Here is a 26359-nt window from a genome sequence, read left to right as displayed (position 1 = left end):
GCCCCATCTCCTGCCGATCCAACGCGCCTAGCGATACCAAAAACAGTATCGATGTCGCCAAAAATGTGATTGGAAAGTTATCTGGCCGATCTTTACCATTACTCTCAGTAATCAGGAGACTTGGGCCGGGGCTCGACGCCTCGCCCAGTAAAGAATCGACAGGAGAACTGCATGTCCGGGGAAAAGAAGAAAACGCCGCTGCGCTCGGCGGCGTGGTTCGGTACGCAAGACAAGAACGGCTTCATGTACCGCAGCTGGATGAAGAACCAGGGCATTCCCGACCACGAATTCCAGGGTAAACCAATCATCGGCATCTGCAATACCTGGTCCGAACTCACCCCCTGCAACGCCCATTTCCGCAAGCTGGCCGAACACGTCAAGCGCGGCATCCTGGAAGCCGGCGGCTTCCCGGTCGAATTCCCCGTGTTCTCGAACGGCGAATCGAACCTGCGGCCGACCGCCATGCTGACCCGTAACCTGGCCTCGATGGACGTCGAGGAGTCCATCCGCGGCAATCCGATGGATGCCGTGGTGCTGCTGGTCGGCTGCGACAAGACCACGCCGGCCCTGCTGATGGGCGCCGCCAGCGTCGACCTGCCGACCATCGTCGTCACCGGCGGCCCTATGCTCAACGGTAAACTCAACGGCAAGGACATCGGTTCCGGCACCGCCGTCTGGCAGCTGCACGAGCAAGCCAAGGCCGGCGCCATCACGATGCACGAATTCCTGTCGGCCGAAGCAGGGCACTCGCGTTCGGCGGGCACCTGCAATACCATGGGCACGGCGTCCACGATGGCCTGCATGGCCGAGGCGCTGGGCACCTCGCTGCCGCACAATGCGGCGATCCCCGCCGTCGATGCGCGGCGCTACGTGCTGGCCCATATGTCGGGCATCCGCATCGTCGAGATGGTGCACGAAGACCTGCGCATCTCGAAGATCCTCAAGCGCGAGAATTTTGAAAATGCGATCCGCGTCAACGCGGCCATCGGCGGTTCGACCAATGCCGTGATCCACCTGAAGGCGATCGCCGGCCGCGTCGGCGTGCCGCTCGAACTCGAGGACTGGACCCGCATCGGCAAGGGTACCCCGACCGTGGTCGACCTGCTGCCGTCGGGCCGCTACCTGATGGAAGAATTTTATTACGCCGGTGGCCTGCCGGCAGTGATCCGGCGCCTGGGCGAGGGAGGCCTGATTCCGAACCGGGACGCATTGACCGTCAACGGCAAGTCGCTGTGGGAGAACTGCGTCGACGCCCCGATCTACAACGACGAGGTGGTGCGCCAGCTGGACAATCCGCTGATCGCGGACGGCGGCATCTGCATCTTGCGCGGCAACCTGGCGCCGCGCGGCGCGGTGCTGAAACCGTCGGCGGCATCGCCGCACCTGATGCAGCATCGCGGCCGCGCGGTGGTGTTCGAGGACTTCGACCACTATAAAGAGCGCATCCTCGATCCCGATCTGGACGTGGACGAGAACTGCGTGCTCTTGATGAAGAACTGCGGACCGAAGGGCTATCCCGGCATGGCCGAAGTGGGCAATATGGGCCTGCCGCCCAAGCTGCTGGCCAAGGGCATCACCGATATGGTGCGCATCTCGGACGCGCGCATGAGCGGCACCGCCTACGGCACCGTGGTGCTGCACGTGGCGCCGGAGGCGATGGACGGCGGTCCGCTGGGCATCGTGCAGGATGGCGACATGATCCAGCTCGACTGCCATGCCGGCCTGCTCAATGTGGAGCTGAGCGATGAACAGATTCGCGCGCGGCTGGCGGATCGGGCCGAGAAAGCCGTGCCCGTGCAGCACAGCGGTTACCGGCGGCTGTACCTGGATCACGTGATGCAGGCCGATGACGGGTGCGACTTCGATTTCCTGGTCGGATGCCGCGGGTCGGCGGTGCCGAAGCATTCGCACTGAGTCGATGGAAAGCGTTCAATCAAAAAAAATATAGGAGACCCGAACCATGCTGCTCGTCCAATTTCTGACCGAATCGAATGAACGCCGCGTCGGCATCCTGAACGACGCCACTATCCGCATCATCGACGGCTACGCCACCACGCTGGAACTGGCGCGCGCCGCGATCGCGCAGGGCCAGGGCCTGGCCGCACTCGCCGACGCGGCAGCCGGCGCCGGTCACGCCAACTACGACGACCTCGCCCGCGCCGGCCGTATCCTGCCCCCGGTCGACCATCCCGATCCCGCTCACTGCTACGTCACCGGCACCGGCCTGACCCACCTGGGCAGCGCCGACACGCGCGACAGCATGCACAAGAAGATCGGCGGCGACATGGAGGCCCTGAGCGACAGCATGAAGATGTTCCGCCTGGGCGTCGAAGGCGGCAAGCCGGCGCCCGGCACGCCCGGCGTGCAGCCGGAATGGTTCTACAAGGGCGACGGTTCGATCCTGCGTGCCAGCGGCAAGGATCTCGACATGCCTGCCTTCTCGCTCGATGGCGGCGAGGAACCGGAAATCGCCGGCCTGTACCTGATCGGCGACGACGGCCAGCCCTGGCGCCTGGGCTATGCGATCGGCAACGAGTTCTCGGACCACGTCACCGAACGCCAGAACTACCTCTATCTGGCGCATTCCAAGCTGCGCAACTGCGGTGTCGGCCCCGCGCTGCTGGTCGGCGAGCTGCCGGCCCACGTGGAGGGCGTGTCGCGCGTCATCGGCCTCGATGGCCAGGTGCGCTGGGAAAAGGCCTTCGTCAGCGGTGAACAGAATATGTCGCACACGCTGGAAAACCTCGAGTATCACCACTTTAAATATGGGCTGTTCAAGCGCGCCGGCGACGTGCACGTCCACTTCTTCGGCACCGCGACCCTGAGCTTTGCCGATGGCGTCCAGGTCAAGACGGGGGAGACCTTCGAGATCGAATCGCCGGCCTTCGGGCCGGCGCTGCGCAACCGCCTGGCCGTGCATGACGCCCCGTACGTGAAGGTCAAGCGCCTTTGATGCCGTAAGCTGCCCGCAGAGGCCTCGGCAAGATAACAAGAGATGGAGACAAGCATGGAACAGATGGGGAACTACCCCAGCCTGCGGGGCAAGCGGGTGTTCGTAACGGGAGGCGGCACCGGCATCGGGGAGGCGATCGTGCAGGCTTTCGTGGAGCAGGGGGCGGTCGTCGCCTTCGTCGACATCGCGCAGCAGGCCAGCGAGGCGCTGTGCGCGCGGTTGGCGGATGCCCCGGTTTACCGTTACTGCGACATCACCGACATCCCGGCGCTGCAGCGCACGATGGCGGAACTGGCCGCGCAGCTGGGCGACTTCGACGTCCTGGTCAACAATGCGGCGAACGACCAGCGCCACGACATCCAGGACGTCTCGCTCGACTACTGGAACGAACGCATCGCCATCAACCAGCGTCCCATGTTCTTCACCTGCCAGGCGGTCCTGCCGGGGATGAAGAAGAAGGGCGGCGGTTCCATCATCAATTTCAGCTCGATGTCGTGGCATGCCAAGGGCGCCGGGTATCCGGTCTACGCCACCACCAAGGCGGCCGTGATCGGTCTCACGCGCAGCCTGGCGCGCGACCTGGGGCCGTTCGGCGTGCGGGTCAACACGGTCACGCCGGGCTGGGTCATGACCCAGCGCCAGGTGGATCTATGGGTCGACGCGGCGGCGGAAGTGGAGATCAAGAAGGCGCAGTGCCTGCCGGGCAAGCTGATGCCCGACGATGTCGCACGCATGGTGTTGTTCCTCGGCGCCGATGACAGCAAGATGTGCACGGCGCAGGATTTTGTCGTGGATGCTGGCTGGACCTGATCGTCCTTGGTTGAAACGCGGGACTCGCACGCTGGGAGTACCCACCCACCCCAAAACAACGTCATTCCCGGCCTCGGCGGCCCCCTTGTCGGGAATCCAATTTCGCCAGCCAATCGCGCAGCCTTGGGTACCCGCCTCCGCGGGTACGACGTACTGGAGCTTGCCATGACTGCATACCGCTTCACCGCTCTGCTCGTCGTTGGAACCTTCTGCGCACATGCGCACGCCGCACCGCTCACCAGCCCCGATCGCCACATCGCGGTCGACGTCACTCTGTCCCCAACGGGCGCGCTGACCTATGCCGTCACCCGCGACGGCAAACCCGTCATCCTGCCCTCCAGCCTGGGCATTGAAGTAAAAGGCGCCGACCTGACCCAGGGCCTGACGCTGGCGGCCAGCTCCCCGGTCAAGCCGATCGAAGACCGCTACGAACTGGCCACCGCCAAGAAGCGTCACATCACCTACCGCGCCAACGAACAGACCCACACCGTGCGCAATGCCCAGGGCCAGGCGATGGACGTGACCTTCCGCGTCTCGAACGACGGCGTGGCCTTCCGCTACCGCGTCGCCGGCAAGAACCTGAGATTCGTCCGCGAAACCACCGGCTTCGCCTTCGACAAGTCGACGAAAGCCTGGTTGCAGCCGATGGCAGTCGCCCAGACCGGCTGGTCGAACACGAATCCATCGTACGAAGAACACTACCAGCGCGAGATACCGGCCGGCACCCCGTCCACGCTCGGCGCCGGCTGGGTGTTCCCGGCGCTATTCCGCACCGGCGAGACCTGGGTTGCGCTCACGGAGGCGAACCTGGACGGCAGCTTCCACGCCTCGCGCCTGCACACCGATTCGCGCGGCGGCGTCTATCGCCTCGACATCCCGGCCGCGCCGGAAGTGTTCACCAACGGCGCGCTGCTGGCCGAGTCAAAGGGCGATCTGGTCACGCCGTGGCGCGTCGTCGCCCTGGGCAGCCTGCGCACGCTGGTCGAATCGACCCTCGGGACCGATCTCGCGGCGCCCGCGATCGCCTTCGACAAAGCCAAAATCCAGCCCGGCCACGCATCCTGGAGCTGGGCGCTGCTCAAGGACGACGGCACCTATATCGACACCCAGAAGCGCTTCGTCGACTACGCCGCCGACATGCGTTGGGACTACACGCTGGTCGATGCCGACTGGGACCGCAAGATCGGCTTCGAGCGCTTACGTGAGCTGGTGGACTATGCGGCCGCGAAGAAGATCGGCATCCTGGTCTGGTACAACTCGTCCGGCGCCTGGAACAAGACGCCGTACAGCCCGAAGGGCGCGCTGCTCACCCGCGCAGCGCGCGTGCGTGAGTTCGCACGGCTGCGCGAGATGGGCGTCAAGGGCGTCAAGGTCGACTTCTTCGCCGGCGATGGCAAGTCGATGGTCGCCTATTACGTCGACATGCTCCAGGACGCGGCCGATGCCGGCCTGCTGGTGAACTTTCATGGCGCCACCTTGCCGCGCGGCTGGTCGCGCACCTTCCCGAACCTGATGACGGTGGAGGCGGTAAAGGGCTTCGAGTTCACCACCTTCGACCAGAAAGACCAGGATGCGATGCCGCCGCACGCCGCCATGCTGCCGTTCAGCCGCAACCTGTTCGACCCGATGGACTACACGCCACTGGTGTTCGGCGATATCCCGAAGATCAAGCGCATCACGCGCAATGGCTTCGAGCTGGCCGAGGCGGTGCTGTTCCTGTCCGGGATCCAGCACTTCGCCGAGCGGCCCGAAGGCATGGCGGGCGTTCCCGACTATCTAAGGAACCTGCTGCGCGACCTGCCGCGCAGCTGGGACGACGTGCGCTTCATCGACGGCTACCCGGGCCGCCATGCGGTCATCGCGCGAAAAAGCGGCGACAGCTGGTATGTGGCCGGATTCAATGCCGACAATGAAGCGCGCAGCGTCGACCTCGACCTCTCGTTCATCGAGGGGCGTAGCGGAATCTTGACCACCGATGGCGATGGCGAACGCGCATTCAGCCAGGCCCCGATCAGGGCCGGCAAGACCAGCGTCAGCATCAAACCGCGCGGCGGCTTCGTCGCGGTATTCAAATAAGACCCATTATAAAACCAGGAGACGTCAGTGAAAGCACTCAAGCCCATCATCCTCGCATGCAGCCTCGCCGCCTTGCCGGCCCTGGCCTTCGCCCAGGTAAGCGTGTCGGTCGACACCACCAAGCCAGGCCCGGTCATCAACAAGAACGTGTACGGCCAGTTCGCCGAACACCTCGGCACCGGCATCTACGAGGGCATGTGGGTGGGGCCGGATTCCAGGATTCCGAATACCCGGGGCTGGCGCAACGACGTGGTTGGCGCGCTGAAGGAACTGAAGGTGCCGCTGGTGCGCTGGCCGGGCGGCTGCTTCGCCGACGAGTACCACTGGCGCGACGGCATCGGCGCGCGCAACAAGCGTCCGGTCAAGGTCAATACCCACTGGGGCGGCGTGGCCGAGGACAACGCGGTGGGCACCCATGAGTTCTTCGACCTGGTCGAGCTGCTGGGCACCGAAGCCTACGTCAACGGCAATCTCGGTTCCGGCACCCCGCAAGAGATGGCCGAATGGCTCGAGTACATGACCTCGGATACCAAGTCGTCGCTGGCCGAACTGCGGCGCAAGAACGGCCGCAAGGAGCCCTATAAAGTCGCCTATTTCGGCATCGGCAACGAGGCCTGGGGCTGCGGCGGCAATATGAAGCCGGAATACTACGCCCACCTGTACAACCACTACGCCACCTTCCTCAAGACGCCGCCGGGCGCGCGGCCGAAAATCGTCGCCAGCGGCGGCAACGACAACGACACCAAGTGGACCGAGGTCTTGAGCAAGGAAGCCGCGCGCGGCACCGACGGCATCAGCTACCACTACTACACCTTGCCGACCGGCGTATGGGACAAGAAGGGCGCCGCGACCGGCTTCCCGGAATCGGAATGGTTCTCGACCATCCAGCAGACCCTGCGCATCGACCAGCAGATCAAGCAGAACATCGCCATCCTGGACAAGAACGATCCGCAGAAGAAGATCGGCTTCTATGTCGACGAATGGGGCACCTGGTATGACGTGGAGCCGGGCACCAATCCGGGCTTCCTGTTCCAGCGAAATACGATCCGCGATGCGGTGGTGGCGGCGCTCAACTTCAATATCTTCCACGAGTACGCCGAGCGGGTGCGCATGACGAATATCGCGCAGATGGTCAATGTGCTGCAGGCGATGATCATCACCGACAAGGACAAGATGCTGCTCACGCCGACCTATCACGCCTACAAGATGTACATCCCGTTCCAGGACGCGACCAAGCTGCCGGTGGCGGTCGACAACGACGTGGCGTATTCGAGCAATGGCAAGGCGGTGCCGGGCATCAGCGCCACGGCGGCGCGCGGCAAGGACGGCAAGGTCTACGTCGCCCTGGTCAACACGCACCCGACCCGCGCCAGCGACGTGGCGCTGAACGTGGCCGGCCTGAATGTGGGCAGCGTCTCGGGGCAGGTACTCACGGCCGAGAAGATGGATGCGCACAATACCTTCGAGCAGCCGCAGGTGGTCAAGCCGGCGCCGTTCAGCGCGAAGGCGGCCGACGGCAAGCTGACGATCAAGGTGCCGGCCAAGGCCGTGATGGTCTTGGCCGTCGAGGCGTGATGTGAAGGCCGCGCGCGTAGCCGCGGTCGCACTGACCGCGGCGATGGCGGCGTCGGTCGCGCTGACCGGTGCGGCGCACGCCGCCGAGTTGTTTCCGCTCGCCGCCGTGCGACTGGGCCCCGGACCTTTCCTCGACGCCCAGACCACCAACCTGAACTACCTGATGGCGATGGAACCCGACCGCCTGCTGGCGCCATTCCTGCGCGAAGCCGGCCTGCAGCCGCGCCAGCCCAGCTACGGCAACTGGGAGTCGACCGGCCTGGATGGCCATATGGGCGGCCACTACCTGTCGGCGCTGGCGCTCATGCACGCCTCGACCGGCGACCAGGAAGCCCTGCGCCGCCTGAACTACTTCGTGGCCGAGCTCAAACGCGCGCAGCAGGCCAATGGCGACGGCTATATCGGCGGCATTCCCGGCGGACGCCAGGCCTGGCGCGACATCGCGGCCGGCAAGCTGGAAGCCGACAACTTCTCGGTCAACGGCAAGTGGGTGCCCTGGTATAACCTGCACAAGGTGTACGCAGGCCTGCGCGACGCCTACCGTTACGCCGGTAACGAGGATGCGAAAGCCATGCTGGTGCAGCTGTCCGACTGGGCGCTGGCCTTGAGCTCGAAGCTGTCGCCGCAGCAGATGCAGACCATGCTGCGCAGCGAACATGGCGGCATGAACGAGATCTTCGTCGATGTGGCCGAGATGACGGGCGATCGCAAATACCTCGACCTGGCGCTGGCCTTCTCGCACCAGGCCGTGCTGCAGCCGCTGGCGCGCAGGCAGGACCAGCTGACCGGCCTGCATGCGAACACCCAGATCCCGAAGGTGATCGGCTTCAGGCGCATCGCCGACATCACGGGGCGGCAGGACATGGGGGAAGCGGCCCGCTTCTTCTGGCAGACCGTGGTCGACAAGCGCACGGTGGCCATCGGCGGCAACAGCGTCAAGGAGCACTTCCACAGCACCGACGACTTCGAGCCCATGGTGCACGAGGTCGAAGGCCCGGAGACCTGCAACACCTACAACATGCTGAAGCTGACCGGGATGCTGTTCCGGTCGGAGCAGAAGGGCACATACGGGGACTACTACGAGCGCGCGCTGTACAACCACATCCTGTCGTCGCAGCGGCCGGAAGGCGGCTTCGTCTACTTCACGCCGATGCGGCCGAACCACTACCGCGTGTATTCGCAGGTGGACAAGGGCATGTGGTGCTGCGTCGGCTCGGGCATCGAAAGCCACGCCAAGTACGGTGAGTTCATCTACGCGCACGACAAGGACACGCTGTTCGTGAACCTGTTCGTCGCCTCCACCCTGGACTGGAAGGCCAAGGGCGTCAGGATCGTCCAGGCCACGACTTTCCCGGATGCCGACACCACGCGCCTGACGGTCGATGGCGACGGCCGCTTTGCGATGAAGATCCGCTACCCGGCATGGATAGCGCCTGGCCGCATGGAGGTAAAGGTCAATGGCACGGCGGTGAAGGTCGACGCCCGGCCGGGCAGCTATGCGACGATCGAACGCGTTTGGCGCAAGGGCGACCGGATCGATGTGCGGCTGCCGATGACTACCCACCTGGAACAAATGCCGGGCAAGTCGAATTACTACGCCGTGCTGCATGGGCCGGTGGTGCTGGCGGCGCGCACGCGCATGTTCGGCGACGACAAGCTTAATTACCTGGCCGACGACTCGCGCATGGGCCATATCGCCTCGGGGCCGACCTGCCCGTTGGAGGCGGCGCCGATGTTCGTCAGCGATTCGACCGATTTCATCGCCCGCTTCAAGCCGGTAGCCGGCAAGCCGCTGACCTTCAGCGCGCCAGGGCTGGTGCATGGCGCGGATGGGCCGCTTACCGAGTTCATTCCCTTCTTTCGCCTGCACGAATCGCGCTACACAATGTACTGGCAGCATGCGACGCCGGGCGGCCTGAAGGCGCAGCAGGCGGCGAACGCAGCGCGCGAGGCGGACCGGATTGCGCTCAAGGCCAGGACCATCGACGGGGTGGCGCCGGGCGAGCAGCAGCCGGAGTCGGATCACTTCTTCAAGGGGGAAGGCAGTGAGGCCGGGATCGACAACGGCCGGCACTGGCGGCATGCGAGCAAGTGGTTCAGCTATGAGCTGAACGACCGGAAGGGTGAGGCCAGGGTATTGCGGCTAACGTTTTCCAGGGAGGATGCGGGGCGGCGCTTCGATGTGCTGCTCAATGGCCAGCCGTTGGCGAGCGTCACCCTGGCGGCGGATGCGCAGGAGCAGATCTACACCGTGGATTATCAGATTCCCGCGGCGATGCGCCAGGCGGCCAAGGGCAGGCTGAGCGTGCGCTTCGTCGCCCGGCCGGGTTCGGTGACCGGCCGGCTGTATGGCTTGCGGTTGCTAAGATGAGGGCCGGTCGCTACAGCATCCTCACCCAGTTGCCCTTGTAGAGGATCGGCCCGGTCGGCCCGTCCGGGTTCGGCGAGCCGCCGCGCGGTTCCAGTGACACGGCGAGCAACGCCACGTCGTCGCCGATCGCCGCCCGGCTCAATCCGAGTTCGATCACGCCGCGGTCGGACAACACGCCGAGTGAACGCGGATTGCCCTGCTTCGGCACGGCCCAGAGCTGCAGGCTGCGGTCGGCGGCGACCGGGGCCGGCTCGACCAGACGCACGGTCAGTATCTGGCGGCGACTGTCGCCGGTCAGCAGCAGTGCGGTGCGGGCCTTGTCGTCCTGGAGTGTGGCGAGGTAGTCGACCCGTGGACGGTCCAGCAGCGACGAGCTGAGTACGCCCACCAGAAGCAGCGCGCAGGCGATAGAGGCCAGCCCCAGCGTGCGCCATAAGACCAGCGATTCGCTGCGCCAGAACTGCCATGCGGCGTGGCGGCGCTGCAATCCGAGCCGCCGTTCGATGGCCAGCCAGACCCGCTCGGGCGCGGGCTGCGGGGACGAGAATTCAGCCATCGGCGCCAGGCGCTCTTCCCATTCGTGCACGAGGCGGCGCAAGGCCGCGTCGTCGCGCAGATGGGTCTCGAAGCGGCGCCGCGCGCCGCCCTTGAGCGTGCCCAGGACGTATTCGGCGGCCAGTTTGTCGCACAGGGCGGGATGGTCGCGCAGCTTCATGTCCGCTCGCCTTTCGCCAGGCAGGCCTTGAGACGCTCCAGGCTGCGCCGGATCCAGGTCTTGACGGTGCCGATGGGGATGGCCATCTGTATCGCTACCTCGCTGTGCGACAGGTCATGGAAGAATGCCAGCCCCACGACTTGCCGGTGCTCACCCTCGAGCATCGACATGCAGTAGGCCAGCGCCTTGGCGTCGCGGCTGATGAGCAGCGCATCGATCGGCGTCGCGCGCGGATCGTGCAGGGCGGCCATGACGCCCTCGTCGAACACCGGGCCGTCGATACCGACATCGTGCGCTTGCCTGCGCAGCAGGTCGAGCGCCTTGTTGCGCACGATGGTCGTCATCCACGTCATGGGCGCGGCCAGGTGTGCCTGATAACTGGCGGCGCCATGCCAGATCGCGACGAAACCATCCTGCAGGGCTTCCTCCGCCAATTCCCGCTTACCCAGTATACGCAGCGCGAAGCCAAACAGTTTTGGCGATGTTGCGTCGTAGAGCAGGCGAAACGCGGGCGCGTCGAGCCGCGCCGCTGCTTGCAGCCAGCCCCTCAGTTGTTCGGGATCGATCGGGTGGGAGTCTGGCACCGGGCACCTTGAGGTTAGCGCGTTGGAAAGAAGACTGCTTGTTTCGACAATATCACGCGCTATCGCCGAGCACGCGCACGCGAGCGGCCGCGCCTGTCGTCAAATAGTTGAAACCGAACGCAGCCGGCGCGAGTACAAGCTGCATGCGCCGTGTCGCCGGTTTCGAGCAGATTTCCTGATTGAAATTCTTAAGCATGCGCTGGCGAAGTTTCTTGATTGCTATACCAATGGGAGAACTACCATGACAGACACGAATGTGACCTTGGCACTACTCGAATCACGCAAGCAGAAGCTCGAAAAACGGCGTTCCTTCTTCAAGAATGTCGGCGGCATCAGCGTCGGCATGGTGGGCGGCACCTTCCTGAGCGCCTGCGGCGGCTCGGTCAAGGACGCCATCGCCCAGGCTGCGACGCCGACCGACGTCGACATCCTCAATTTCGCGCTCAATCTCGAGTACCTGGAAGCACAGTTCTATTCGTATGCGGCGCTGGGCATCGGCCTTCCGGCCAATCTGCTGACCGGCGCCGGCACGCAGGGCGCGGTGACCGGCGGCCGCCAGGTGCAGTTCAAGGATCCGCTGGTGGCCCAGTATGCGAAAGAAATCGCGCAGGACGAGATCGCCCACGTCGCTTTCCTGCGCGGCGCGCTCGGCGCGGCGGCGGTGGCCCAGCCGGCGCTGGACATCGGCGGCACCGATCCGAACGGCGCGTTCTCGACCGCGGCGCGCGCCGCCGGCCTGGTCGGCCCGGGCGTCGCTTTCGACCCGTATGCCAGCGACGAGAACTTCCTGCTCGGCGCCTTCATCTTCGAAGACGTCGGCGTGACCGCCTACAAGGGCGCTTCGCCCCTCATCCAGAACAAGACCTTCCTCGAGGCGGCGGCCGGCATCCTGGCGGCCGAGGCCTATCACGCGGGGCTGGTGCGCACGGTGCTGTACTCGAAGGGATTGAGCACGCCGTCGCTGCGCACCGCGGCCGGCGCGATCTCGGACGCGCGCGACAGCCTCGATGGGACGAGCGATGTGGACCAGGGCATCGTCCACGCGTCGGATGCGACCGTGTCGAACATCGTACCGCTGGACAAGGACGGCATTGCCTTCAGCCGCACGCCTGGCGATGTGCTCAATATCGTTTATCTGACCAGGGAGTCGGTCACCATGGGCGGGTTCTTCCCGCGCGGGGCGAATGGGGTGTTGAATATGAGCTCTGCATATTCCTGAGTAGTGACCGGAGGACCTGCCCGCCGGTCCCGGGGGCAGGTCGCGATCGATATTCAAAAACATATCGCAACTCTCAAAAAATTGATTGGATCAGTATCTCGCTTTGTCCTAGGATTGCAGAACAACAATACCGGAGACAAAGTGATGAGACTGACCCGCAGGAACGTCCTGGGCGCTGCCGTCGCCTCGACGGTGGCCGCCGCAATCGCGCCGGCCACCGCCTTCGCCGCCAAACCCCTCACCATCGGCTTCTCGCAAGTCGGCGCCGAAAGCGAATGGCGCACCGCCAACACCGCCTCGATCAAGGACTCCGCCAAAAAGGCCGGCATCAACCTCAAGTTCGCCGACGCCCAGCAGCGCCAGGAAAACCAGGTCAAGGCGATCCGCTCCTTCATCGCCCAGCGCGTCGACGTCATCGCCTTCTCCCCGGTCGTGGAATCGGGCTGGGATACCGTGCTGCGCGAAGCCAAGCGCGCCAATATCCCCGTCATCCTGACCGACCGCGGCGTCAAGGTCAGCGACCAGTCGCTGTACGTTACCTTCCTCGGTTCCGACTTCGTGGAAGAGGGCCGCCGCGCCGCGCGCTGGCTGGTCGAGCACGCGAAGAAGAACCCGAACCGCGCCTATAACATCGTCGAGCTGCAGGGCACCGTGGGTTCGGCCCCGGCCATCGACCGCAAGGCCGGCTTCGCGGAAGTGATGAAAACCGAACCGCGGCTCAAGATCATCCGCTCCCAGACCGGCGACTTCACGCGGGCCAAGGGCAAGGAGGTGATGGAGGCCTTCCTCAAGTCCGAAGGCAAGAACATCACCGTGCTGTACGCGCACAACGACGATATGGCGATCGGCGCCATCCAGGCGATCGAGGAAGCCGGCCTGAAACCGGGCAAGGACATCCTGGTCGTATCGATCGACGGCGTGCGCGGCGCCTTCGAGGCCATGTTGCAGGGCAAGCTGAACGTGACCGTCGAATGCAATCCGCTGCTCGGCCCGCAGCTGATGGAAGCGGCCAAGGCGGTCAAGGCCGGCAAGCCGGTGCCGAAGCGCATCGTGGTGCAAGAAGGCGTCTTCCCGGCCGAAGTCGCAGCCAAGGAATTCCCGAACCGTAAGTATTGAGGCGGCCATGCTCGCCTCGACCACGGCGCTGCCGGTGCTGGACGTCACCGGCATCCACAAGCAATTCCCGGGCGTGAAAGCGCTGTCGGATGCGGGCCTGCGCCTGTATCCGGGCGAAGTCCACACCCTGATGGGCCAGAACGGGGCCGGCAAGTCCACCCTGATCAAGGTGCTGACGGGCGTCTACCAGCCGGAGCGCGGCAGCATCGTGCTCGATGGCGAGCGCATCGAACCGCGCTCGACCCAGCACGCCCAGGAACTCGGCATCAGCACGGTGTATCAGGAGGTGAACCTGTGCCCGAACCTGTCGGTCGCCGAGAACATCTTCATCGGCCGCTATCCGAAACGCTTCGGCATGATCGACTGGCGCCGCATGCGCGGCGACGCGGCCGAGCTGCTCGCGCGACTGCAGGTGAACGTCGACGTCACCCGGCCGCTGGCCAGCTATCCGCTGGCGATCCAGCAGATGGTGGCCATCGCCCGCGCGCTGAACATCTCGGCCAAGGTGCTGATCCTGGACGAGCCCACGTCCAGCCTCGACGAGGCCGAGGTGCAACTGCTGTTCTCGGTGTTGAAGAACCTGCGCGCGCAGGGCATGGCGATCCTGTTCGTGACTCACTTCCTCGAGCAGACCTATGCGATCTCGGACCGCATTACGGTGATGCGCAATGGCGAGCGCGAAGGCGAGTACTTGTGCAGCGAGCTGTCGCGCCTGGCCCTGGTGAACAAGATGATCGGCGTGGCCGCCGACACCCGGCAACAGCCGCAGACCTGTATCGAAGAGGGCCACCAGGCCGGCCCGATCCTCCTGCAAACAAGAGAACTCGCGCGCCGCGGCGTGCTGGCGCCGCTCGACCTCACCATCAAACAGGGAGAGTTGCTGGGCCTTGCCGGCCTGCTGGGTTCCGGCCGCACCGAGACCGCGCGCCTGCTGTTCGGCGCCGATAAGGCCGACAGCGGCGTCATCGACATCGATGGACGTTCGCGCACTTTCGCCGCACCGCGCGATGCGATCCGCGAAGGCATCGGCTTCTGCTCCGAAGACCGCAAGCACGAGGGCGCGATCCTGGACCTGTCGGTCCGCGAAAACCTGATCCTGGCCCTGCAGGCGCGCCAGGGGTTACTGCGCGCGATCCCGCTGCGGCGCCAGCAGGAGCTGGCGGAGTATTACGTCAAACAACTGGGGATCAAGACGGCGAGTATCGAGACGCCGATCGGCACGCTCTCGGGCGGCAACCAGCAGAAAGTGCTGCTGGCGCGCTGGCTGGCCACCGAGCCGAAGCTGATGATCCTCGACGAACCCACGCGCGGCATCGATGTGCGGGCAAAGCAGGAAATCATGGATTACGTCACCACGCTGTGCCACAAGGGCATGGCCATCCTGTTCATCTCGTCCGAGCTGCCCGAGGTGCTGCGCGTCTCCGACCGCATCGTCGTCATGCGCGACCGCAAGGCCTGCGGCGAGTACCGCCGCGGTGAGCTGGACGACAGCTCGGTGCTGCACGTGATCGCAGGGGAGGGCTGCCAATGATCGTCAAGGAACAACCGCCCGTGGCGGCAGCCACCCCGGCTGCGAAACCCATCGCTCCCGTACGCGCCTCGCTGCTCTCGCGGGCGCTGGCACACCACCTGTTCCGCCCCCTGGCCGCGCTGGCCACGCTGCTGCTGATCGACTTCCTCCTCATCCCGGGTTTCTTCCGCCTGGAGATCAAGGACGGCCACCTGTACGGCTCCCTGGTCGACATCGTCAACCGCGCCGCGCCGCTGATGCTGGCGGCGATCGGCATGACGCTGGTGATCGCCACGCGCGGTATCGACATCTCGGTCGGCGCCGTGGTGGCGCTGTCCGGCACCGTGGCCTCGATGCTGATAGGCGGGACGATGGTGATCCAGGACGGCGTGCCGGTCTACGTGGCCGAGACGCCGATGCTGCTGGCGATGGCCGCTGCCCTCGGCGTCGCGCTGCTGTGCGGCCTGTGGAACGGCGCGCTCGTCGCAGGCCTGGGCCTGCAGCCCATCGTCGCGACCCTGATCCTGATGGTGGCGGGGCGCGGCCTGGCCCAGTTGCTCACCGACGGCCAGATCGTCACCGTCTACTATCAGCCGTTCTTCTTCCTCGGCAGCGGCTACCTGTTCGGCTTGCCGTTCGCGCTGTTCGTGGTGGCGGCGGTGTTCGGCGTCACCGCGCTGCTGCTGCGCCATACCGCGCTCGGGCTGTTCATCCAGGCGGTCGGCATCAATCCCGTCGCCGCGCGCCTGGCCGGCATCCGCACCGCGGCCCTGATCGTGTTCGTCTACGTGTTCGCGGCGTGCTGCGCCGGCATGGCGGGCTTGATGATCAGCTCCAACGTCAAGAGCGCGGACGCCAACAACGCCGGCCTGATGCTGGAGCTCGACGCGATCCTGGCCGTGACCCTGGGCGGCACCTCGCTCGCCGGCGGCAAGTTCAGCCTGGCCGGTTCCATCATCGGTGCGCTGATCATCCAGACGCTCACCTACACCATCTATTCGCTGGGCGTGCCGCCCGAGGTCAATATGGTCGTCAAGTCCGTCGTCGTGTTCCTTGTTTGTATGTCGCAGTCGGACCAGTTCAAGGGCCTGTGGAAGCGGAGGGCGGCATGAACGCGGTCGTCAGTCACGCGCGCAGGCTGTCAGGCGCGCCTTCCTTCACCTCGCTGGTCACGGTCGTCCTGCTGGCCGCGATGCTGCTGGTCGGCGGCGCCCTGTACGAAGGTTTCCTGTCGCTGCAGGTGATGCTCAACCTCCTGATCGACAACGCCTTCCTCCTGGTGATCGCGATCGGCATGGGTTTCGTGATCCTGTCGGGCGGGATCGACCTGTCGGTCGGCGCCGTGCTGGCACTGTCGACCATGATCGCGGCCTGGCTGCTGCAGGTGGCGCATTGGCCGCCGCTGGCGGTGATCGCCACCGTGCTGGCGCTGGGTTTCCTGTTCGGCGGCGGTATGGGGGCCGTCATCCATTATTTTCGCCTGCAGCCTTTCATCGTCACCCTGGCCGGCATGTTCCTGGCGCGCGGCCTGTGCTACCTGATCAGCATCGAGTCGATCACGATCGAGGATCCGCTGTTCGTGGCGATGTCGCAGACGCAGATTCCGTTCTTCGGCGGCTTCCTCTCTCCCGGCGCGCTGATCGCACTTGGAATGCTGGCCTGCGCGGTCTGGCTCGCCCACTACAGCGGCTTCGGGCGCGCCGTGTATGCGGTCGGCGGCAACGAGCAATCGGCGGCGATGATGGGGCTGTCGGTCGGCCGTACCAAGATCCTGGTGTATGCCTTCAGCGGCTTCTGCGCCTCGCTGGCGGGCCTGCTGTTCGCGTTCTACATGCTGTCCGGCTACGGCCTGCATGCGCAGGGAACGGAGCTCGACGCGATCGCCGCCGTCGTCATCGGCGGCACCTTGCTCACCGGCGGCTACGGCTACATCCTGGGTGCGCTGTCCGGCGTGCTGGTGCTGGGCACGATCCAGACCCTGATCGCCTTCGACGGCACGCTCAGTTCGTGGTGGACCAAGATCGTGATCGGCGGCCTGCTGTTCGTGTTCTGCGTGGTGCAGCGTGTGATGGCGTTCAAATCACCATGAGACGCCGGGCTGATATGATTTCCTGATGGATACGACAAACCCGAACTGGTTCCTGAAGGCGCGCCTCAAGACGCGCCAGTTGCTGCTGCTGATCGCGCTGGACGATTACCGCAACATCCACCGCGCAGCCGAAGAGCTGCACATGACGCAGCCGGCGGCGTCCAAGCAGATCAAGGACCTGGAAGAGATGCTCGACGTGCGCCTGTTCGAGCGCCTGCCGCGCGGGATGGAGCCGACCATCTACGGCGAAACCATGATCCGCCACGCGCGCATGGCGCTTACCAGCCTGGCGCTGGCGCACGACGACATCGTCGCGCTCAAGGCCGGTCTGGCGGGGCAGGTCGAGGTGGGTGTGATCATGGCGCCGGCGATGGCGCTGCTGCCGCGCGCGATCGCGCGCATCAAGGAGCAGGCGCCGCTGCTGCGCATCGGCGTGCAGCTCGAATCCAGTAATGTCTTGCTCGACAAGCTCAAGCACGGCGCCCTCGACTTCATGATCGGCCGCATCCTGGACAAGGAGGATTCGACGGGCCTGATCTACGAGGAGCTGAGCGAGGAGCCGGCCTGCGCTGTCGTGCGCCCCGGCCATCCGCTGCTGGAACGGTGCGGCCTGACCCTCGAGGACATCGCCGCCAGCCCGTGGATCCTGCCGTCGCCGGGCAGCATCCTGCGCCACCGCTTCGACATGATGTTCCGGCGCGCCGGCCTGCCGCCACCAGTCAACGTGGTCGACACCACGGCGATCCTGCTGGTGACGGCGCTGCTGCAGCAGACCGACTCCCTGCACGTGATGCCGCAAGAGGTGGCGCAGTATTACGCCGCGCTGAACGTGATGCGCATCCTGCCGATCGAGCTGCCATGCAAGATGGATGCCTTCGGCATCATCCGCCAGCAAGACCACTTGCTGTCGCCGGGTGCCGACCTGCTGCTGAAGGCGGTACGGGCCGCCGCCGCCGAAATCTATTGAATTGTGTCGTCGATGCAACCACCAAAAGTCACAGATGTGTAACGGGCGCAGCCCAATCAATTTGCTCGATATAATCCCCAACAATAAGAAAATGTTGGCGGCGGGGCAATAAGAACGCGAGGGGATACGTTCCAGTGTATTAAGCCCAGCCAGCTTCGCGAGAACCACACTGGGTAATCCTGATGAGCAATCTGAGCAGTTTCCCGCCGGCGACCGTCGGCGGCTTGGCGCTGGGAGAGCCGAACACGTGGCCCGAGGGCTTGCGCGCCATCGGCGACCTGATCCTGGCCTCGCGCTTCCCGATGTTCCTGGCCATCGGCGCCGACCTGCGCCTGTTCTACAACGACGCCTATTCCGACCTGCTCGGCGACAAGCACCCGGCAGCGCGCGGCGCGCCGTACGCGAGCGTGCGTCCCGAGCTGTGGGAGCGCATGCGTCCCTATTTCGAACTCGTGCTGGCCGGCGAAGCGACCCAGCTCCAGCACGCCCTGATGGAATTCGAGCGCAACGGCAAGCGCGAGCGGCGTTTCTTTTCCGTCTCGCTGTCGCCGGTGCGCCATGCGGGAGAGGTGGCCGGCGTCTATTGCGTGCTCACCGAAACCACCTCGGACGTGCTGTCCGAGCACCGCCACGCTTTCCACCAGAAGCTGGGCGAGACCCTCGACGGCCTGGACGACGCGGTTAACATCATGAAGGCTACCAGCGCCATGACCGGGCAGACCCTGGGCGTGGCGCGCGTCGGCTACGGCGAGATCGATCCCGCCGGCCGCACCGTCAGCATCGACCGCGACTGGACCGAGGGCCGCATGGCCAGCCTGGCCGGCATGTCGCATGCGCTGGACGATTTTGGGCCCGGCATTGCCGACATGCTGCGCCAGGGCCGCACCGTGCGCATCGACGACGTCGCGGCCGACGCGCGCTCGGCGCCATGCGCCGCGGCCTATGCCGGCATCGGCGCGCGCGCGGTGGTGATCGTGCCGATCATCGAAGAAGCGCGCCTGTCGGCCGTGTTCTACCTGCACGAGCCATTTGCGCGCCACTGGACCGAGCAGGAAACCGCGATGGCCGAGGACGTGGCGCGCCACACGCGCGAGGTGGTGCGCCGCTCGCGCCTGGAGGAAACCCTGCGCGATGCGGCGCTCGAGCGCGACGCGCTGCTGCAGAGCGAGCGCCTGGCGCGGGTGCAGGCCGAGCGCCTGAGCCACGCCAAGGACGAATTCCTGGCCATGCTGGCGCACGAGCTGCGCAATCCCCTGGCGCCGATCAGCAGCTCGGCCAGCCTGCTGAGCATGCAGTTCGCCACCGAGCCGCGCATCTGCCAGACCAGTTCCATCATCAGCCGCCAGGTCAAGCACATGAGCCGCCTGATCGACGACTTGCTGGACGTCTCGCGCGTGACGCGCGGCCTGGTCAAGCTCAAGCTGGCGACGGTCGACTTCCGCGAGGTGGTGACCGGGGCGCTCGACCAGACCCGCCCGCTGGTGCTGGAAAAATCGCACCAGGTGCGGGTGGAGCTGCCCGAGGCGCCGGTCTGGGTGCGCGGCGACCAGACGCGGCTGGTGCAGAGCGTGGCCAATATCGTCAACAACGCCGCCAAGTACACGCCGAAAGGCGGCCAGATCGCGCTCGCGCTCGAGGCGGTCGATGGCCGCATGGTCTTGCGCGTGCGCGACAACGGGTCCGGCATGCCGCCCGACCTGGTGCCCAGCGTGTTCGACCTGTTCACCCAGGGCGCGCGCACGCTGGCGCGCTCGCAGGGCGGGCTGGGGCTGGGCCTGACCCTGGTCAAGCGCCTGGTCGACCTGCACGAAGGCGAGGTGGCGGCGCACAGCGAAGGCGTGGGCTTCGGCAGCACCTTCACGCTGACCTTGCCCTGCGTGGCGGGCGCCTGCGGTGGCACTGACGCGCAGCCGGGCGATCCGGAAGCCGCGCGCGCCGTCCTGCAGCGCAAGCTGCGGGTGCTGATCGTGGACGACAACAGCGACGCCGCCGACAGCCTGTCCACCCTGCTGCAGGTGCAGGGCCATGCCACCTCGGTCGAGTACGACGCCCAGTCGGCGCTGCGCCGCGCGCGCGCCGAGCGGCCCGACGTGATGCTGATCGATATCGGCCTGCCCGACGTCGACGGCTACCAGCTGGCCCAGGAGCTGCGCTCGCTGCCCGAGACGGCGGCCACGGTGCCGGTCGCGGTGACCGGCTATGGCCAGGCCAAGGACCGCGAACGGGCGCTGCAGGCGGGCTTCGCCCACCACCTGGTCAAGCCGGTCGACATGACGGCGCTGGCGCGCATCCTCGAGTCCAGCGCGGCGCTTGCGGCGACTGCAGAAGCGGCAGCGGCTTGCGTGACGCCCAAGCCGGCGTCGGCGTCCGAATCCGAAGAGGCGATGGCGCCGGCCTGAATCGACCGTCGGACCACGGCCGTCCGTGGCGGGAGTATGATTGTGCTTCCGTCAATGAAAGGATGAGCATGTCCGAATTTGTCATCACCGCTCCCGCAACGCCATCGGTGGCCGTGGCCGGTTCTGAAGCCCGTTTTCCGGTGCGCCGCGTGTTCTGCGTCGGCCGCAATTACGCCTCGCACGCGCGCGAGATGGGCAGCGACCCGAACCGCGAACCGCCGTTCTTCTTCACCAAGCCGGCCGACGCCGTGGTGCCCGCCAGCGGCGCGGTGCCATATCCGCCGTCGACCGACGACCTGCACCACGAGATCGAACTGGTGGTGGCGCTGGGCGCGGGCGGCGCCAACATCGACCCGGCCAAGGCGCTCGACCTGGTGTGGGGCTATGGCGTGGGCCTGGACCTGACCCGGCGCGACCTGCAGGCGGTGGCCAAGGACACCGGCCGCCCATGGGACATGGCCAAGGGCTTCGACGCTTCGGCGCCGTGCAGCGCCCTGCATCCGGTGAGCGCAGTGGGCCATCCGGCCGAAGGCCGCATCTGGCTGGAAGTGAACGGCGCCCTGCGCCAGGAAGGCAACCTCAATGAACTGATCTGGCCGATCGCCGACGTGATCGCCTACCTGTCGCGCTTCGTGACGCTGGCGCCGGGCGACTTGATTTATTCGGGCACGCCGTCGGGCGTGGCGGCGCTCAAGCCGGGCGACCGCGTGCGCGGCGGCGTCGATGGCGTCGAGACCTTCGAGCTCGAGATCCGCTGATCGTCGATCAAGCTCTCCATCTGCGCCTGCAAGGCCTGGCGCGCCGCATCGAGCTGCGCGCCGTTGGTCTTGCCCGATAGCGCAGAAAGGTCCTTGCGGCCCAGAAAGCTAGGGTCAGGTCTGACATTCGGACACGAGCTCAGCCTTCAGAAACATCGATTGTCGAGGCCGTGTCCAAATGTCAGACCTGACCCCGGTGTTGGTGGTCTGACCCCGCTGTTGGTGGTCGAAAAGAATTTCCATGAGGTAGGTTGTGCGAATGCGACGAGCTGGGCATTGTGCCAGTCTTTGGGAAGGGGTGAAACCGGACCAGATGCGCTAGGCTGGCGGTATCGCGTACGAGGAGCCGATCATGAAAATGTACCGCTCATTCTGCTGCATCGTCGCCGGCTGCTTCCTGGCGCTGGCGGCGCAGGCCGCCGAACCGTCGATGCCCGCGGGCTTCAAGACTGCCAGCGTCCAGACTGCCGACGGCGCCACCATCCACTTGCGCACTGGCGGCAAGGGCCCGGCGGTCGTGCTGATCCACGGTTTCGGCGACACCGGCGATATGTGGGGCCCGCTGGCCGCGCGCCTGGCCAGGCACCACACCGTCATCGTGCCCGACTTGCGTGGGATGGGCCTGTCGTCGAAGGCGCCGGGCGGCTACGACAAGAAATCGCAGGCCGCCGATATCCGCGCCGTGGTCGAGCGCTTCGGCAAGGACCGGGCCGACGTGGTCGGCCACGATATCGGCACCATGGTCGCTTATGCGTATGCGGTGCGCTATCCGGACAAGGTGACCCGGCTGGTCGTGATGGATGCGCCCGTGCCCGGCGTGGCGCCGTGGGACGAACTGGTGCTCGATCCCCGCCTGTGGCATTTCAATTTTGGCGGCAAGGAGGCCGAACGCCTGGTGGCGGGCCGCGAACGCATCTTCCTGGACCGCCTGTGGAACCAGTTCGCCGCCGACCCGGCCAAGGTGGACGAGGCCACCCGGGCCTACTACACCAGGCTGTATGCGCAACCCGGCGCCATGCGGGCCTCGTTCGCGCAATTCAATACCATCGCCACCCACGACGTGGCCGACAACCGCAGCGCATCGAAGGTCAAGCTGACGATGCCGGTGCTGGCGGTGGGCGGCGAAAAATCGTTCGGCCCGATGATGGCCACGGTGATGCGCAATGCCGCGCTCGACGTGCGGCAAGCTGTCGTGCCGGGCGCGGGCCACTGGATGATGGAAGAAAATCCGGACGCCACCGTCAAGCTGATCGACGATTTCCTGAACGCCGACGTTGCCGCCCGCTGAGCCAACACGAGCTGTGCCCTATATAGCTATGTCCCGCTCAATGCATTGAGATGCGTCAGTGCGCATGAACTGATACGCTAGCGATAACGACGCACTTTGCGCCAGATCGAGCGGAGGTTGTCATGTCGCAAGTCGCATTGATCACCGTGCATGGCATGGGGGAAACACTGCCCGCGTATGCGGATGGGTTGATGGCGCAGCTGCGCAGCCGCCTGGGCGGGCTGGCGGCGCAGGTGACGATGCGCTCGGTCTATTATCAGGGCATCCTGCACGAGAACCAGCGCCAGGTCTGGGAGCGCACGGCCGCCGGCGGCAAGGTGCGCTACGACGCCTTGCGCAAATTCGTGCTGTACGGCCTGGGCGACGCCGCCGGGCTGGAAACCCGCAAGGAGATCCCCGGCTCGGTCTATGAGCTGGCCCAGGGCGAGATCGCGAGTGCGCTGCTCTCGTGCCATGCGGCCCGCCCCGACATGCCGGTGGTGTTTGTCGCCCAGTCGCTGGGTGGACAAGTGCTGTCGAGCTATCTGTACGACGCCCAGAAGGCGGCTGCCGGGCGGCCGGTCGGCGCCGGCATCTGGCGCAACGTCGACGCCTGGGCCTCTGGCGCGCTGGGTCGTCCTCTGACCGCGAGCGAACGGGTGTTCCTGGGCGGAGGTACTTGCGCCGGCCTGGTCACCACCGGCTGCAATATCCCGATCTTCGTCGCCGCGCACAAGGAGATGGACATCATCCCGATCGCGCCGCCCACCTCGCTGTTCAAGTGGGTCAATTTCTACGACCCGGACGACGTGCTGGGCTGGCCGCTGCAGCCGCTGTCGGGCGGTTACCGGGCCTTGGTCGAGGACCGCGCGATCAATGCCAGCGGCAGTATTGGCAGCCTGCTCGCGCGCAGCTGGAATCCGCTGTCGCACGAGAATTATTGGGAAGACGGCGCGGTGCTGGACGCGATCGCCGCCATGCTGCGCCGCCTGGCGGCTTAGGCCAATCCACTCACGTCATTCCCGCGCAGGCGGGAATCCAAGTTTCATGCTCGGCCAATGAAGCTTGAGCTGGCAACTACGCTACGGCCTTGGATTCCCGCCTGCGCGGGAAGTCATTCCTGCCAGTGGCAGGAATGACGGGCTGGCTATCACATCGCCAGTGCCGGGCTCTTGCGCAGCGCCAGGCGCGGGCGCGCATCCGTCTCCGCATTGCCCAGCCTGAACCCTGCCGCCACCTCGGCCAGGCGCGCCGCCTGTTCCTGCATGCTGGCCGCGGCCGCGGCGGCCTGTTCCACCAGCGCCGCGTTCTGCTGCGTCACCTGGTCCATCTGCGTGATCGCCTCGTTCACCTGATGGATGCCGGTGCGCTGTTCCTGGGTGGCCGAGGTGATCTCGGACATCATGTCGGTCACGCGCGCCACGCTGGTCACGACGTCGTTCATCGTGGTGCCGGCCTGCTGCACCAGGGCCGTGCCGGCGTTCACCTGGGTCATCGAGTCGCCGATCAGGCCCTTGATTTCCTTGGCCGCGCTGGCCGAGCGCTGCGCCAGGTTGCGCACCTCGCTCGCCACCACGGCGAAGCCGCGGCCCTGTTCGCCGGCCCGCGCCGCTTCCACCGCCGCATTCAGGGCCAGGATATTGGTCTGGAAGGCGATGCCGTCGATCACGCCGATGATGTCGACGATCTTGCGCGCCGAGGCGTCGATCGAGCCCATCGTGTCGACCACCTGGCCGACGATGGCGCCGCCGCGCGCCGCCACTTCGGAGGCCGTCTGCGCAAGGCCATTGGCCTGCACCGCATTGTCGGCGTTCTGGCGCACGGTCGCCGTCAGTTCTTCCATCGAGGCCGCCGTCTCTTCAAGCGAGCTGGCCTGCTGCTCGGTGCGGCTCGAGAGGTCGAGGTTGCCGGCCGCGATTTCTCCCGATGCGGTGGAGATGGCGGTGGTGCCTTGCTGCACCTCGGCCACGACCCGGGCCAGGGCGCCGTTCATGGTTTCCAGGGCCCGCATCAGGTCACCGACTTCGTCTTTCGGGTAGGTGGCGAAGGTATTGCCGAGGTTGCCCGCCGCCACCGTCCTGGCCACGTCCAGGGCGCTGTCGAGCGGCCGGGTGATGCTGCGCGTGATCATGACGGCGGCCACCGAGCCGAGCGCCGTGGCCAGCACGGTGAGCAGGATGACCAGGCGCGTGCTGCGCTCGTTCGCGGCTTCGATGTCGAGCGCGATCTGGTCGATCGATTTGCGCTGGATTTGCAGCAGGCTCAGCACACGCGCGCCATAGGCGGTCGCGGCCGGGGAAAAGACCGCTTCATAGGCTTGCTCGGCGCCGGCGGCGTCGCCCGCGGTGCGGGCGTTCATCACCACTTCCTTAGCGGCCTGGTATTGCTTGCGCAGGCCCAGGATCTCTTGCAGCGTCTGTTTTTCTTCGGGCGAATCGAGCAGGACTTCGACCTTCTTGAGGATCGCGGTGGTGTCGGTGACGCTGTCCTTGATCGGCTTGGCGAACACGGTCGAGAGGGTGCTGTCGGTGCTGCGCGCGATCAGCGAGGTGCGGGAAATCGCCGAATAGGTCATGACATACCAGTCCGACACCAGGCGTTCCTTGGCCAAGGGCTTTTGCATCATCTGGTGGGTGGCTTCGGCACTGCTGCGCGTGGTGTACAGCGCGAAGGCGGTGCCGGCCAGGGAGAGGACGAGGATCGTGGCGAACGCCAGCGTCAGGCGCGAGCCGATGCGTAGATTTTTTAACACGATGTCAATAACCCGTAGAAACGGAAAATTCCGTAGGGCAAGTATCACCTGTTTAAACCTAAAATGAAATCTCCCGATGTGCTAGCTGTTGTATGGACGCATCGTATGTTAAATCGGCGAATTCACACCTTACGCGCCGTTTCTTCCGGACTCGTTCAGGGTGAAGAGGGGACGGATATCGCCCGCCACCGTACCGCGCGCATTCTTGATGGCCGGCTGGCGGTAGCGCTCGAGCGCGGCCTTGCGCCCGGCGTCGAGCAGGCCGAGCTGGTCGAGCACGGCATACACCGCCGGATGCAGCGCGCGGCTGTTACCGTCCGCGATCTTGATCGCGATGCCGATCCCGGCCGAGCGCACGCCGATCGCCTGCACTGCGTCGGCGCCGATCTTGGCCACCCAGTCGCCGCCGCCCGCCGTCATCCAGTGCAGGTCGGTACGCTCCTGGCCCGAGACCATATCGGGCCGCGCCGTCATGGCCTCGCCCAGGATGCCCATCGCGCCGCCCAGCTGCGGGTCGCTGCTGCCATGCGCCAGGCGCGCATACAGCTGCGCCAGCGACGACAGCGGCAGCGCGTAGTTCGGCGCCGAACAGCCATCGAGCCCGGCCGGCATGGCGTCCTCCGGCAGCCCAACGGTGTCGGCCAGCGTGGCGCGGATCGCCTGCTGCAGCGGGTGGGCGCGGTCGACGTAGTTGGCGGTGGGCGCGTCGTGCAGCCGGCACCAGGCCAGGAAGCCGCTGTGCTTGCCGGAACAGTTGTGGTGCAGCGGCGTCCATTGCGCATCCGGCGGCGGCTTCGTTCCCGTGAACTCGTAGTGCAGCGGCTGCGCGCAGCCGCATTCGAGGTGGCCGGGGTCGAGGCCGATCTTGTCCAGGATCGCGCGCACGCCTGCGAGGTGCATGTCCTCGCCCGAATGGCTGGCGCACAGCAGCGCCACTTCGTCCGGCGTGAGGCCGAAGCGCGCCGGGCCGTCGGACAGGATGAAGGGCAGGGCCTGGAACGGTTTCAGGGCCGAGCGGGTGAAGGTCGGATAGTCCGGGTCGCCCGCCGACCACAACAGCCGGCCGCGGGTGTCGACCACGGCGATCGAGCCCCAGTGGACGTTCTCGATCACATTGCCGGAGTCGGGATAGCCGCGCGTGGTCGCGACGAGGGGAATCGCTTGCATGGGTTGGTCTGGTTGGTTGTCGATGACGCTA

Annotated in this window: 20 protein-coding genes; 16 read left to right on the top strand and 4 right to left on the bottom strand. The window is 65.9% G+C overall.

All coding sequences use genetic code 11. The features are described from left to right. Window positions 1–171: 171 nt before the first annotated feature. The 6 genes from SOM28_RS08760 to SOM28_RS08735 all read left to right on the top strand — a co-directional run bounded on the left by SOM28_RS08760 (window position 172) and on the right by SOM28_RS08735 (window position 9785). Window positions 172–1914, top strand: a complete 1743-nt coding sequence (locus tag SOM28_RS08760) for an IlvD/Edd family dehydratase (RefSeq protein WP_320467873.1) — start codon at window positions 172–174, stop codon at window positions 1912–1914. A 46-nt stretch (window positions 1915–1960) separates the two neighbouring features. Further along, a complete protein-coding gene (araD1, locus tag SOM28_RS08755; protein WP_320467872.1) occupies window positions 1961–2953 on the top strand; it encodes an AraD1 family protein in 993 nt (330 codons plus the stop codon). Between the two features lie 54 nt (window positions 2954–3007). Beyond that, complete coding sequence (locus SOM28_RS08750) at window positions 3008–3763, top strand: SDR family NAD(P)-dependent oxidoreductase (protein ID WP_123071506.1); 756 nt, start codon at window positions 3008–3010, stop codon at window positions 3761–3763. Window positions 3764–3928: 165 nt separating this feature from the next. Next, entirely contained in the window at window positions 3929–5839 is a 1911-nt protein-coding gene (locus SOM28_RS08745) for a glycoside hydrolase family 97 protein (RefSeq protein ID WP_320467871.1), read from the top strand. A 27-nt stretch (window positions 5840–5866) separates the two neighbouring features. Beyond that, a complete protein-coding gene (locus tag SOM28_RS08740; RefSeq protein WP_320467870.1) occupies window positions 5867–7414 on the top strand; it encodes an alpha-N-arabinofuranosidase in 1548 nt (515 codons plus the stop codon). 43 nt (window positions 7415–7457) lie between these two features. After that, complete coding sequence (locus tag SOM28_RS08735) at window positions 7458–9785, top strand: glycoside hydrolase family 127 protein (RefSeq protein WP_320468142.1); 2328 nt, start codon at window positions 7458–7460, stop codon at window positions 9783–9785. 10 nt (window positions 9786–9795) lie between these two features. Here the strand turns inward: SOM28_RS08735 and SOM28_RS08730 are convergent, their stop codons facing one another. Together SOM28_RS08730 and SOM28_RS08725 are read right to left on the bottom strand one after the other, a co-directional pair. Further along, a complete protein-coding gene (locus SOM28_RS08730; protein ID WP_320467869.1) occupies window positions 9796–10500 on the bottom strand; it encodes an anti-sigma factor in 705 nt (234 codons plus the stop codon). After that, window positions 10497–11084, bottom strand: a complete 588-nt coding sequence (locus SOM28_RS08725) for a sigma-70 family RNA polymerase sigma factor (RefSeq protein WP_320467868.1) — start codon at window positions 11082–11084, stop codon at window positions 10497–10499. The genes SOM28_RS08730 and SOM28_RS08725 overlap by 4 nt, the downstream gene beginning before the upstream one ends. Window positions 11085–11325: 241 nt before the next feature. Here SOM28_RS08725 and SOM28_RS08720 point away from each other — a divergent pair, with 241 nt between their 5' ends. From SOM28_RS08720 to SOM28_RS08675, 10 genes are all read left to right on the top strand, one after another. After that, window positions 11326–12303, top strand: a complete 978-nt coding sequence (locus tag SOM28_RS08720) for a ferritin-like domain-containing protein (RefSeq protein WP_123071502.1) — start codon at window positions 11326–11328, stop codon at window positions 12301–12303. 144 nt (window positions 12304–12447) lie between these two features. Then, window positions 12448–13419 (top strand): ABC transporter substrate-binding protein, encoded by a 972-nt coding sequence (locus tag SOM28_RS08715; protein WP_123071512.1) that lies wholly within the window; start codon window positions 12448–12450, stop codon window positions 13417–13419. 7 nt (window positions 13420–13426) lie between these two features. Next, entirely contained in the window at window positions 13427–14950 is a 1524-nt protein-coding gene (locus SOM28_RS08710; RefSeq protein ID WP_320467867.1) for a sugar ABC transporter ATP-binding protein, read from the top strand. After that, window positions 14947–16041, top strand: coding sequence for an ABC transporter permease (locus SOM28_RS08705; RefSeq protein WP_320467866.1), 1095 nt, complete (start codon window positions 14947–14949; stop codon window positions 16039–16041). The genes SOM28_RS08710 and SOM28_RS08705 overlap by 4 nt, the downstream gene beginning before the upstream one ends. Then, window positions 16038–17018 (top strand): galactofuranose ABC transporter, permease protein YjfF, encoded by a 981-nt coding sequence (gene yjfF, locus SOM28_RS08700; protein ID WP_320467865.1) that lies wholly within the window; start codon window positions 16038–16040, stop codon window positions 17016–17018. The genes SOM28_RS08705 and yjfF overlap by 4 nt, the downstream gene beginning before the upstream one ends. A gap of 25 nt (window positions 17019–17043) precedes the next feature. Further along, a complete protein-coding gene (locus SOM28_RS08695) occupies window positions 17044–17985 on the top strand; it encodes a LysR family transcriptional regulator (protein ID WP_320467864.1) in 942 nt (313 codons plus the stop codon). A gap of 182 nt (window positions 17986–18167) precedes the next feature. Beyond that, on the top strand, window positions 18168–20384 hold the full coding sequence (locus SOM28_RS08690; protein ID WP_320467863.1) for a hybrid sensor histidine kinase/response regulator: 2217 nt from the start codon (window positions 18168–18170) through the stop codon (window positions 20382–20384). 68 nt (window positions 20385–20452) lie between these two features. Beyond that, window positions 20453–21142: a fumarylacetoacetate hydrolase family protein gene (locus SOM28_RS08685; RefSeq protein WP_320467862.1), complete on the top strand. Its 690-nt coding sequence runs from the start codon at window positions 20453–20455 to the stop codon at window positions 21140–21142. 358 nt (window positions 21143–21500) lie between these two features. After that, window positions 21501–22430, top strand: coding sequence for an alpha/beta fold hydrolase (locus tag SOM28_RS08680; RefSeq protein ID WP_414675172.1), 930 nt, complete (start codon window positions 21501–21503; stop codon window positions 22428–22430). Window positions 22431–22552: 122 nt separating this feature from the next. Continuing rightward, complete coding sequence (locus SOM28_RS08675) at window positions 22553–23410, top strand: hypothetical protein (protein WP_320467861.1); 858 nt, start codon at window positions 22553–22555, stop codon at window positions 23408–23410. Window positions 23411–23559: 149 nt separating this feature from the next. Here the strand turns inward: SOM28_RS08675 and SOM28_RS08670 are convergent, their stop codons facing one another. Both SOM28_RS08670 and SOM28_RS08665 read right to left on the bottom strand, forming a co-directional pair. Continuing rightward, window positions 23560–25161: a methyl-accepting chemotaxis protein gene (locus tag SOM28_RS08670; RefSeq protein WP_320467860.1), complete on the bottom strand. Its 1602-nt coding sequence runs from the start codon at window positions 25159–25161 to the stop codon at window positions 23560–23562. A gap of 129 nt (window positions 25162–25290) precedes the next feature. Next, a complete protein-coding gene (locus SOM28_RS08665; RefSeq protein WP_320467859.1) occupies window positions 25291–26328 on the bottom strand; it encodes an asparaginase in 1038 nt (345 codons plus the stop codon). Window positions 26329–26359: the final 31 nt, after the last annotated feature.

It is taken from the genome of Massilia sp. CFBP9026, from assembly GCF_034045165.1.
Lineage (GTDB): Bacteria > Pseudomonadota > Gammaproteobacteria > Burkholderiales > Burkholderiaceae_D > Telluria > Telluria arenae.
This window is presented reverse-complemented; position numbering and strand designations above follow the sequence as displayed.